9 protein-coding genes are annotated in these 10553 nt (G+C 65.6%); 6 read left to right on the top strand and 3 right to left on the bottom strand.

Annotated features, from left to right (window positions below; genetic code table 11):
* Nucleotides 1-79: 79 nt before the first annotated feature.
* Together PSEST_RS03280 and yiaY are read right to left on the bottom strand one after the other, a co-directional pair.
* Nucleotides 80-1600 (bottom strand): aldehyde dehydrogenase family protein, encoded by a 1521-nt coding sequence (locus PSEST_RS03280; RefSeq protein ID WP_015275620.1) that lies wholly within the window; start codon nucleotides 1598-1600, stop codon nucleotides 80-82.
* Nucleotides 1601-1754: 154 nt separating this feature from the next.
* Complete coding sequence (gene yiaY / locus PSEST_RS03285) at nucleotides 1755-2903, bottom strand: L-threonine dehydrogenase (protein ID WP_015275621.1); 1149 nt, start codon at nucleotides 2901-2903, stop codon at nucleotides 1755-1757.
* 204 nt (nucleotides 2904-3107) lie between these two features.
* Here yiaY and mpl point away from each other — a divergent pair, with 204 nt between their 5' ends.
* The 4 genes from mpl (at nucleotide 3108) to ftsH (ending at nucleotide 7434) form a co-directional block, all read left to right on the top strand.
* Nucleotides 3108-4457, top strand: a complete 1350-nt coding sequence (gene mpl, locus PSEST_RS03290; RefSeq protein ID WP_015275622.1) for a UDP-N-acetylmuramate:L-alanyl-gamma-D-glutamyl-meso-diaminopimelate ligase — start codon at nucleotides 3108-3110, stop codon at nucleotides 4455-4457.
* Nucleotides 4458-4564: 107 nt separating this feature from the next.
* Nucleotides 4565-5194, top strand: coding sequence for a flavin prenyltransferase UbiX (ubiX, locus tag PSEST_RS03295; protein WP_015275623.1), 630 nt, complete (start codon nucleotides 4565-4567; stop codon nucleotides 5192-5194).
* Between the two features lies 1 nt (nucleotide 5195).
* The gene (locus PSEST_RS03300) at nucleotides 5196-5486 is read left to right on the top strand and encodes a YceK/YidQ family lipoprotein (RefSeq protein WP_015275624.1); all 291 of its coding nucleotides are present in this window, start codon (nucleotides 5196-5198) and stop codon (nucleotides 5484-5486) included.
* Between the two features lie 100 nt (nucleotides 5487-5586).
* A complete protein-coding gene (ftsH, locus tag PSEST_RS03305) occupies nucleotides 5587-7434 on the top strand; it encodes an ATP-dependent zinc metalloprotease FtsH (RefSeq protein ID WP_015275625.1) in 1848 nt (615 codons plus the stop codon).
* Between the two features lie 21 nt (nucleotides 7435-7455).
* Here the strand turns inward: ftsH and queG are convergent, their stop codons facing one another.
* Nucleotides 7456-8529 carry a tRNA epoxyqueuosine(34) reductase QueG gene (gene queG, locus PSEST_RS03310; RefSeq protein ID WP_015275626.1) on the bottom strand — a complete coding sequence of 358 codons (1074 nt, stop codon included), beginning with the start codon at nucleotides 8527-8529 and terminating at the stop codon, nucleotides 7456-7458.
* A 74-nt stretch (nucleotides 8530-8603) separates the two neighbouring features.
* Here queG and PSEST_RS03315 point away from each other — a divergent pair, with 74 nt between their 5' ends.
* Nucleotides 8604-10094 carry a bifunctional ADP-dependent NAD(P)H-hydrate dehydratase/NAD(P)H-hydrate epimerase gene (locus PSEST_RS03315; protein ID WP_015275627.1) on the top strand — a complete coding sequence of 497 codons (1491 nt, stop codon included), beginning with the start codon at nucleotides 8604-8606 and terminating at the stop codon, nucleotides 10092-10094.
* Nucleotides 10082-10552 (top strand): tRNA (adenosine(37)-N6)-threonylcarbamoyltransferase complex ATPase subunit type 1 TsaE, encoded by a 471-nt coding sequence (gene tsaE / locus PSEST_RS03320; RefSeq protein ID WP_015275628.1) that lies wholly within the window; start codon nucleotides 10082-10084, stop codon nucleotides 10550-10552. The genes PSEST_RS03315 and tsaE overlap by 13 nt, the downstream gene beginning before the upstream one ends.
* Nucleotide 10553 lies beyond the last annotated feature (1 nt).

Raw genomic sequence — 10553 nt, forward strand, 5'->3', positions numbered from 1 at the left:
GTGCTCCGCAGCACCACGGCGGAGCCCGGCAGGCGTCTTGTTCAAGGCATGGGCGGCATGCGCCGCCCATGCTGATCCATCAGAAGAAGCCCAGCGGATTGATGTCGTAGCTGATCAGCAGATTCTTGGTCTGCTGGTAGCTGTCGAGGATCATCTTGTGGGTTTCGCGCCCGACGCCGGACCTCTTGTAGCCACCGAACGCGGCATGCGCCGGGTAGAGGTGGTAGCAGTTGGTCCAGACGCGGCCGGCCTTGATGGCCCGGCCCATGCGGTAGGCGCGGTTGATGTCGCGGGTCCAGACACCGGCGCCGAGGCCGTACTCGGTGTCGTTGGCGATCGCCAGGGCTTCGGCTTCATCCTTGAAGGTGGTGACGCCGATCACCGGGCCGAAGATCTCCTCTTGGAATACACGCATCTGGTTGGTGCCCTTGAGCAGGGTCGGCTGGATGTAATAGCCGGTGGCGAGCGAGCCTTCGAGCTTCTCCGCTGCGCCGCCGGTGAGCACCTCCGCGCCTTCGCCCTTGGCGATTTCCAGATAGGACATGATCTTGTCGAACTGCTGCTGGCTGGCCTGGGCGCCGACCATGGTCTCGGTGTCCAGCGGGTCGCCACGCTTGATCTGCGCGACCTTCTTCATCACCGCTTCCATGAAGGGTGCATAGATCGACTCCTGCACCAGCGCGCGCGACGGGCAGGTGCACACTTCGCCCTGGTTGAAGAAGCCCAGTACCAGGCCTTCGGCGGCCTTCTCGATGAAGGTCGGCTCGGCCTGCATGATGTCTTCGAAGTAGATGTTCGGGCTCTTGCCGCCCAGCTCGACGGTGCTCGGGATGATGGCCTCGGCGGCGCGCTTCATGATGTGCGAGCCCACCGGTGTGGAGCCGGTGAAGGCGATCTTGGCGATGCGCTTGCTGCTGGCCAGGGCCTCGCCGGCCTCACGACCGTAGCCTTGCACCACGTTGAGCACGCCCGGTGGCAGCAGGTCGCCGATGACCTCCATCAGTACCGTGATACCCAGCGGTGTCTGCTCGGCCGGTTTCAGCACTACGCAGTTACCAGCAGCCAGGGCCGGAGCCAGTTTCCAGGCGGCCATCAGGATCGGGAAGTTCCACGGGATGATCTGCCCGACCACGCCCAGTGGTTCGTGGAAGTGATAGGCCGCAGTGTGCTCGTCGATTTCGGCGCTGGTGCCCTCCTGGGCGCGGATGCAGCCGGCGAAGTAGCGGAAGTGGTCAGCGGCCAGCGGGATATCGGCGTTCAGCGTTTCGCGCACCGCCTTGCCGTTGTCCCAGGTTTCGGTGACGGCGAGCATCTCCAGGTTCTGCTCGATGCGATCGGCGATCTGCAGCAGGATCAGCGAGCGCGCCTGCACGCTGGTCTTGCCCCAGGCGTCGGCCGCTGCATGGGCGGCGTCCAGGGCTTTCTCGATATCGGCGGCGTCGGAGCGCGGAAATTCGGCAATCGGCTGGCCGTTAACCGGAGAGAGGTTGGTGAAATACTGCCCGTTGACTGGCTCGACAAACTCGCCATTGATGAAGTTGCCGTAGCGGGCCTTGAGGGTAACGAGGGCACCGGCGGTGCCGGGAGGGGCGTAGATCATGGGGGGCTCCAGTTTGTTCTTGGATGGAGATTCGCTGCACAAAGCGTAGATCAGGACTTGAATACTGTCGCGGCGGCCAGGGGCGCTTTTTGAGGCGGCAAAGCGAGCGCTGCCGCGCAGTCGGGCCGGGGACAGGAGCCCCGGCCCAGGGGGGTCAGAGGGCGCTGTGGAAGATGGCTTCGATTTCCTCTTGCGTGGCGCGGCGCGGGTTGGTCAGGCCGCAGGCATCGTTCATGGCGTTGGCAGCCAGGGTCGGGATGTCATCGGCCTTGGCGCCAAGCTCGGCAAGGCCACCGGGGATGCCAATGTCCTGCGACAGGGTGCGAATTGCCGCGAGTGCCGCCTCGGCGCCCTGTGTGGCATCGAGCCCGCGGGTCTCAACGCCCATCGCGGTGGCGATGTCGCGCAGGCGTTCGGGGCAGACGCTGGCGTTGTAGCTCTCCACGTGAGGCAGCAGTACGGCATTGCAGACGCCATGCGGCAGATCGTAGAAGCCGCCGAGCTGGTGAGCCATGGCATGAACGTAGCCCAGCGAGGCGTTGTTGAACGCCATTCCGGCAAGGAACTGCGCATAGGCCATGGCTTCGCGCGCGGGCATGTCGCTGCCGCTCGCGACGGCGGTACGCAGGTTGGCCGAGATCAGTTCGATGGCCTTGAGCGCGCAGGCGTCGGTGATCGGTGTGGCGGCGGTCGAGACATAGGCTTCGACTGCGTGGGTGAGGGCGTCCATGCCGGTAGCGGCGGTCAGCCCCTTGGGCATCGCCACCATCAACGCCGGGTCGTTCACCGACAGCAGCGGCGTGACATTGCGATCGACGATGGCCATTTTTACGTGGCGGCTCTCGTCGGTGATGATGCAGAAGCGGGTCATCTCGCTGGCGGTGCCGGCGGTGGTGTTGATCGCTACCAGTGGCAGTTGCGGTTTGGCGGAGCGGTCGACGCCTTCGTAGTCGGCGATATGTCCGCCATTGGTGGCGCACAGGGCGATGCCCTTGGCGCAGTCATGGGGCGAGCCGCCGCCGAGCGAAATGATGAAGTCGCAAGCGCTTTCGCGCAGCTGGCTCAGGCCCTTCTCGACGTTGCCAACGGTTGGATTGGGTTGTGCGCCGTCGAATACGACGGATTGGATATCCGCGGCAGCCAGCAGCGTCGCGACCTTTTCGGCCACGCCTGCGCGAGCCAGCCCGACGTCGGTAACGATCAGCGCTTTGCGAAAGCCATAGTTGGCGATGGCGACCATCGCTTCATCGAGGCTTCCGATGCCCATCATGTTCACCGCGGGTATGAAGAAGGTGCTGCTCATGGAAAGTCCCCTGTGCTTGTCTGAAAACTGGTCTCGCAGCATCGCATCTGGATCAGGCGGCGGAATGACCTGGCTCAAGAAGATGACCGCTCAGTCGGGTTTCGGGCCCCGCGTCTGACCAACGGCGTCTGGTCGGCTGGTATGGGCTGCTGTGCTAACCTGCGTCGCAGTTTTCAGCGGGTCTGACCGCTTCAGAGGGCATCCATGCATATCCATATTCTCGGCATCTGCGGCACCTTCATGGGTTCGCTCGCGGTGCTGGCCAAGGAACTCGGGCATCGGGTCACCGGTTCCGACGCCAACGTCTATCCCCCGATGAGCACCCAGTTGCAGGCTCAGGGCATCGAGCTGACCCAGGGCTACGAGCCGAGTCAGCTCGAGCCGGCGCCGGATCTGGTGGTGATCGGTAATGCGCTGTCGCGCAGCAACCCGGCGGTGGAGTACGTGCTGAACAAGGGCCTGCCCTATGTCTCCGGTCCGCAGTGGCTGGCCGATCACGTGCTGCAGGGGCGCTGGGTGCTGGCTGCGGCCGGCACCCACGGCAAGACCACCACCAGCAGCATGCTGGCCTGGGTGCTGGAACATGCCGGCATGAGCCCGGGCTTTCTCATCGGTGGCGTGCCGCAGAATTTCGGCATCTCCGCGCGCCTGGGTGGCACGCCGTTCTTCGTGGTGGAGGCCGACGAGTACGACAGCGCCTTCTTCGACAAGCGCAGCAAGTTCGTCCACTACCGCCCGCGCACGGCGATCCTGAACAACCTGGAATTCGATCACGCGGACATCTTCCCGGACCTCGCGGCCATCGAGCGGCAGTTCCACCACCTGGTGCGTACCGTGCCCAGCGAAGGGCTGGTCATCCATCCCGAGTCCGAACAAGCGCTCAAACGCGTGATCGGCATGGGCTGCTGGACGCCGGTGCAGACCACCGGGGATGGCGGTCAGTGGCAGGCGAAACTGCTCAGCGCCGACGGTTCGCGCTTCGAAGTGATCTTCGATGGTGCCGTGCAGGGCGTGGTCGAGTGGGAGCTGACCGGCCAGCACAACGTCAACAATGCGCTGGCGACGCTCGCCGCGGCCCGCCACGTCGGTGTGCTGCCGAAGCAGGGCGCCGAGGCGCTGAGCGAATTCCGTAGCGTCAAGCGGCGCATGGAGAAGGTCGCCGAGGTCAATGGCGTGACCATCTATGACGATTTTGCCCATCACCCCACGGCTATCGCAACCACCCTCGACGGGCTGCGCAAGCGTGTGGGCGATACACCGATCATCGCGGTGATCGAGCCACGCTCCAACTCGATGAAGCTCGGCGCGCACCGCGAGGGCCTTGCTGAATCCGTGGCACTGGCCGATCAGGCGATCTGGTACGCGCCTGCCAACCTTGGCTGGGACCTGGCCGCCACCGTCGCCGGCTCGCCGGTGGAGACTACGGTGTGCGATTCGCTGGAGGCGATCATCGCCAAGGTGAAAGCTGACGCCGTGCCGGGCACCCAGGTGGTGGTGATGAGCAATGGCGGTTTTGGCGGCTTGCACGGCAGGCTGGCCGCGGCGTTGAGCTGATTGTTCAAGGTGGAAAACGCTTCGCGGTTTTCCACCCTACGCTGATCATGGGTAGGGTAGAAATCGCCGAAGGCATTTCCACGCGCATCGCATCAGGAGCAGATTGAATGAACGGACCGGAACGCATCACCCTGGCCATGACCGGCGCCTCCGGCGCGCAGTACGGCCTGCGCCTGCTGGACTGTCTGATCCAGGAAGACCGCGAGGTGCACTTCCTGATTTCCAAGGCCGCGCAGCTGGTGATGGCCACCGAGACCGACGTGGTGCTGCCGGCCAAGCCACAGGCGATGCAGGCCTTCCTCTCCGAATACACCGGTGCCGCTGCCGGGCAGATCCGCGTGTTCGCCAAGGAGGACTGGATGGCGCCGCCGGCCTCCGGCTCCGGCGCCCCGACCGCCATGGTGGTGGTACCGTGCTCCACCGGCACGCTGTCGGCGATCGCCACCGGCGCCTGCAACAACCTGATCGAGCGTGCCGTCGACGTTGCCCTCAAGGAGCGCCGCCAGCTGATCCTGGTCCCGCGCGAGGCGCCGTATTCGAGCATCCATCTGGAAAACATGCTCAAGCTGTCCAACCTCGGCGTAACCATCCTGCCAGCCTCGCCAGGTTTCTATCATCAGCCGCAGACCATCGACGACCTGGTCGATTTCGTCGTCGCGCGCATCCTCAATCTGCTAAATATCCCGCAGGACATGCTGCCGCGCTGGGGTGAGCACCATATCGTCAGCGACGACTGAGATGATCGGCCGAGCGCTGCTCGTCCTGACAACGCTGAGCCTGCTCGGCGGCTGCGCCAGCGTCCGCACGCTGGATGCCGCCAAGCCCGGCGCACCGATCATCTATTCCGGCACGCGCCTGGACTGGTACAGCCTCAACGGCGGCTGTTGCCCGCTGGATCGGTTCGGTGCCATGCCGCCGAAATATGCCGCGCTGGACCTACCCGCCAGCGCCCTGCTGGATACGCTGTTGCTGCCCTTCGCCGTCGCGGCGGAACTGGGCGTCGGGCTTGGCGTTCGCGGTGGGCTTTAGTTGCGGTGAACTGATCTGAGTCCAGGCCTGCCGGCGGGGCAGCAGGCATAATCGAGGCGTCTGACAGCGCTGCGCGTGGTCGCGGCACAAGGAGAAGGGTGTGAAAGACCGGGCTCAGTTCCACATGAATTACTGGATGATCGCCATTCTGGTGTTCCTCGGCCTGCAGTATCTGCTGTCGATCCAGCAGGAAGTGGCGACCATCCCCTACAGCGAGTTCGAGCAGCACCTCAAGGAAGGCCGCGTCGAAGAGCTGGCGATCACCGAGCGGCGTATAGAAGGCCTGCTCAAGGAGCCGTTGGCCAGCGGTCAGCGGCGGTTCATCAGCAATCGCGTCGAGCCGCAGCTGGCCGAGCATCTGCAGCAGTATCCGGTGCGCTACACCGGCAAGGTGGAAAGCACGCTGGTGCGTGACCTGCTGTCGTGGATCGTGCCGGCCATGCTGTTCTTCGGCATCTGGCTGTTCCTGCTCAAGCGCATCGGCAGCGGTCTGGGTGGCGGCGGCATGATGCAGATCGGCAAGAGCAAGGCGCGGGTTTACGTCGAGACCGACATGAAGGTGTCCTTCGCCGACGTGGCCGGGGTCGACGAGGCCAAGGATGAGCTCAAGGAAATCATCGAATTCCTCCGCGACCCGCAGACTTACGGTCGCCTCGGCGGGCGCATGCCGAAAGGCGTGCTGCTGGTCGGCCCGCCTGGCACCGGCAAAACGCTGCTGGCACGGGCCGTGGCTGGTGAGGCGAAAGTGCCGTTCTTCTCCATTTCCGGCTCCGAGTTTGTCGAGATGTTCGTCGGCGTCGGTGCCGCGCGGGTGCGTGACCTGTTCGAACAGGCGCGGGCCCAGGCGCCGGCGATCATCTTCATCGACGAACTGGATGCCCTCGGCCGCGCCCGCGGTGCCGGGCCGTTGTCCGGTGGGCATGACGAGAAGGAGCAGACGCTCAACCAGCTGTTGGTGGAGATGGACGGTTTCGACACCTCCAGCGGTCTGGTTCTGCTGGCCGCCACCAATCGTCCGGAAATTCTCGACCCGGCCCTGCTGCGCGCCGGCCGTTTCGACCGTCAGGTGCTGGTCGATCGGCCGGACAAGGTCGGGCGGGTACAGATCCTCAATGTGCACCTGAAGAAATCCCGGCTGGGCACCGATGTCGATCCGCAGGCTATCGCCGCGCTGACGCCGGGCTTCACCGGTGCCGACCTCGCCAACCTGGTCAACGAGGCGACCCTGCTGGCGACCCGGCGCAATGCCGAGGCAGTGGCGATGGAGGACTTCACCGCGGCTATCGAGCGCATCATCGCCGGGCTGGAGAAGCGCAATCGCCTGCTCAACCCGCGCGAGCGGGAGATCGTCGCCTATCACGAAATGGGTCATGCCCTGGTAGCCATGGCGCTGCCTGGGGTAGACCCGGTGCACAAGGTGTCGATCATCCCGCGCGGCATGGGCGCGCTGGGCTACACCATCCAGCGGCCCATCGAGGACCGCTTCCTGATGACCCGCGACGAGCTGGAAAACAAGATGGCCGTGCTGCTCGGCGGGCGCGCGGCGGAGTGGTTGGTGTATACGCATCTGTCCACCGGCGCGGCGGATGATCTGGCCAAGGTCACCGACATCGCCCGCGCCATGGTCACCCGCTACGGCATGTCCAAGCGTCTCGGCCACCTGGCGCTGGAGCGTGAGCCGAACTCGTTCCTTGGCAACGAGGCGATGCTCGGCCTCAAGCCGCAACATGACTATGCCGAGAGCACCGCCACGGCCATCGACGAGGAAGTGCAAGAGCTGGTGCAGGCGGCATTCCAGCGCAGCCTTGAGCTACTCGAAGCTCGGCGGGAACTGCTTGAGCGCTGTGCGCGTCGCTTGCTGCAACAGGAGACGCTGGATGCCGAGCAGCTGCGTGAGCTCAGCGCAGCTCCAGCCAGCGTTCCGGCGCAGGCATCCCCTCAGGGCTGATGCGGCCTTAGGGCCGGTCAGTCAGTCGGGCTGGCGCTGGGCGTGCTGCTTCAGCGCCCACTCGACATGCTCGCGGACCAGTTCTGACGGATCGTCGCGGCGTGCTTCGAGCGCTTCCAGCACCGGAATGCTCGACGGCGCATTGCCCAGGCCGACCGCGAGATTGCGCAGCCAGCGCTGGTAGCCAGCGCGACGCAGCGGCGAGCCCTCGGTGCGGCTGAGAAACTCCTCTTCTGTCCAGCGGAACAGCGTTGCCAGCTCGGCGTTGTCCAGGCTGTGGCGTGGCTGAAAGTCACTCTGCTCGGTGGGGCGAGCGAAACGGTTCCACGGACAGACGATCTGGCAATCATCGCAGCCGAATACACGGTTGCCGATCTTGTCGCGCAGCTCGACCGGGATTGCGCCTTTCAGCTCGATGGTCAGGTAGGAAATGCAGCGTCGCGCATCCAGCAGCCGTTCACCGACGAAAGCGTCGGTGGGGCAGACGTCCAGGCAGGCGTGGCAGCTACCGCAGTGATCGCGGCTCGTCGGTTCGTCGACCGGCAGGGCGATGTCGACGAACAGCTCGCCAAGAAAGAACCAGCTGCCGGCCTTGCGATTGAGCAGCAGGGTGTTCTTGCCGATCCAGCCGAGCCCGGCCTGTTGTCCGGCGGCCTTCTCCAGCACCGGCGCGCTGTCGACGAAGGCGCGAAAGCCGAACGGGCCGACCACCTGCTGAATGCGCTCGGCGAGCTGCTGGATGCGTTTGCGGATCAGCTTGTGATAATCGCGGCCCAGCGCGTAGCGCGACACATAGGCCTTCTCCGGGCTTGCGAGCTGCTGAGTCATGCGCGTGTCGCCGGGCAGGTAGTCCATGCGCAGCGAGATCACCCTGAGGGTGCCCGGCACCAGTTCGTCCGGTCGTGAGCGCTTGCTGCCGTGGGCGGCCATGTAGTCCATCTCGCCCTGATAGCCGGCCGCCAGCCAGGCGTCGAGGTGCGCTTCGTGCTCGCCGAGGTCGACATCGGTGATGCCGACCTGCTGAAAGCCGAGCTCGCGGCCCCACTCCTTGATGGACTGGACGAGGGCGGCTGGATCGAGGGCTGGGTCGGACATCGGAGAGTAGGGCGGCTTGGCGGGCGGGTGCGTATAATTCTGCCAGACATTCCGCCGCGATGATCCCTGCTCCGATGACCGATTCCCTGCCCGTCGCTCTGTATACCGCCGCACAGGTGCGCGAACTCGATGCGCGCCTGATCGCTGCCGGCACGCCCGGTTTCGAATTGATGCAGCGTGCCGCCCATGCCGCCTGGCGTGCGCTGCGCCGGCGCTGGCCGGATGCCGGGGCGGTTACCGTACTGGCCGGGCGCGGCAATAATGCCGGCGATGGTTATCTGCTGGCGGCACTGGCGCAGCGCGCCGGTTGGCAAGTCCGCGTGCTGGCAGTGGGCGATCCGCAGGCGCTGCAGGGCGATGCCGCGCTGGCCCTGACCGAAGCGCAGGCTTGTGGGGTGGCGATCGAACCCTGGCATGCCGAGGTACCGCTGCAAGGCGTGCTGGTGGATGCGCTACTGGGCACCGGCCTTGCCGGCGAGGTGCGCGAGCCCTATGCCGCCGCGATCGAGGCGATCAATGTCAGCGAACTGCCGGTGCTGGCCATCGATCTGCCGTCCGGGCTCTGCGCTGACAGCGGGCGGGTACTGGGTCATGCGGTGCGCGCCGATCTCAGTGTCACCTTTATCGGCCTCAAGCTCGGCCTGTTCACTGCGGACGGCCCGGATCGCGTCGGCACCCTGGTGTTCGACGATCTGCAGGCCGATCCGGCGATCGTCGCGCAGGTGGCGAGCGAGGCGGTGCGCCTGGACCACGGTTCGCTGGCGCGGGTCGCGCCCCGTTCGGCAACTGCACACAAGGGCAGCTTCGGACAGGTGCTGGTGATTGGCGGCGATCTGGGGACTGGCGGCGCGGTACTGCTTAGCGCCGAGGCGGCGTTGCGCTGCGGTGCGGGCATGGTGACGCTGGCGACCCGTCCAGAGCACATCACCGCTTCGTTGGTGCGCTGCCCAGAAATCATGTGCAGTGGTGTCGAGTCGACCTATGGCCTGACGGCGCTGGCCGACCGCGCCGATGTGCTGGTGGTCGGCCCAGGCCTGGGTCAGGCGCCATGGGGACGCAGCCTGCTGTCGCTGACGGCGCAGCGTGATCTGCCGCAGGTGTGGGACGCCGATGCGCTGAACCTGCTGGCGAACGGCGCCGTCGAACTGCCAGCTGGCAGCTTGATCACGCCACATCCGGGTGAGGCTGCGCGGCTGCTGCAATGCTCGGTGGCCGAAGTGCAGGCTGATCGCCCGGCCGCGGTGCGCGCATTGGCCCAGCGTTATGCCTGCGTGGCGCTGCTCAAGGGCGCCGGTACGCTGATCGCCGCACCGGATGGCCGGCTCGCGCTGTGCGATCGCGGCCATCCATCCATGGCCAGCGCGGGCCTCGGTGATGTGCTGGCGGGCGTTCTCGGCGCTCTGCTTGCGCAAGGCCTGGCTCCATTCGACGCGGCTTGCCTGGGCGCCTGGCTGCATGCTGCCGCCGGCGAGCGTATCGGCCAGCAAGGCCGCGGGCTGGCCGCCAGCGATCTGATTCCCGTGATTCGTCAGTTGCTCGAGGAGCAGTCGCCATGCCTGAAGTGAATCTCTACGCCGCGGACGAGGCGGCGATGCTTGCGGTTGGTGCGCGCATCGCCAAGGCGACCGGTGGTCGTGGCGTCATCTATCTGCACGGTGACCTCGGCGCGGGCAAGACCACGCTGTCGCGCGGCCTGATTCGCGGCTTCGGCCATGAGGGCAAGGTCAAGAGCCCGACCTTTACCCTGGTCGAACCTTACGAGCTGGGCGATGTGCAGGTTTTCCACTTCGACCTGTATCGTCTGGTCGATCCCGAAGAGCTGGAGTTCCTCGGTATCCGCGACTACTTCGAAGGCAATGCGCTGTGCCTGATCGAGTGGCCGGAGCGCGGGGCCGGCATTTTGCCAAAGGCCGACATGGACATTACCATTGCACCGCATGAGGCCGGCCGTACGCTGCGCCTGTCGCCCCACACTGCGCGGGGCGAAGCCTGGTGTGTCGCCCTGACCGACGGAGAGCTATGAA

Origin of the sequence: Stutzerimonas stutzeri RCH2 (assembly GCF_000327065.1) — a bacterium.
Classification (GTDB): Bacteria; Pseudomonadota; Gammaproteobacteria; order Pseudomonadales; family Pseudomonadaceae; genus Stutzerimonas; species Stutzerimonas stutzeri_AE.

Coding starts and splice junctions, on each gene's coding strand:
- PSEST_RS03280 (WP_015275620.1), bottom strand. CDS start 1,600: ATGATCTACGCCCCTCCCGGCACCGCCGGTGCCCTCGTTACCCTCAAG.
- PSEST_RS03315 (WP_015275627.1), top strand. CDS start 8,604: ATGACCGATTCCCTGCCCGTCGCTCTGTATACCGCCGCACAGGTGCGC.
- ubiX (WP_015275623.1), top strand. CDS start 4,565: ATGAACGGACCGGAACGCATCACCCTGGCCATGACCGGCGCCTCCGGC.
- queG (WP_015275626.1), bottom strand. CDS start 8,529: ATGTCCGACCCAGCCCTCGATCCAGCCGCCCTCGTCCAGTCCATCAAG.
- PSEST_RS03300 (WP_015275624.1), top strand. CDS start 5,196: ATGATCGGCCGAGCGCTGCTCGTCCTGACAACGCTGAGCCTGCTCGGC.
- tsaE (WP_015275628.1), top strand. CDS start 10,082: ATGCCTGAAGTGAATCTCTACGCCGCGGACGAGGCGGCGATGCTTGCG.
- yiaY (WP_015275621.1), bottom strand. CDS start 2,903: ATGAGCAGCACCTTCTTCATACCCGCGGTGAACATGATGGGCATCGGA.
- mpl (WP_015275622.1), top strand. CDS start 3,108: ATGCATATCCATATTCTCGGCATCTGCGGCACCTTCATGGGTTCGCTC.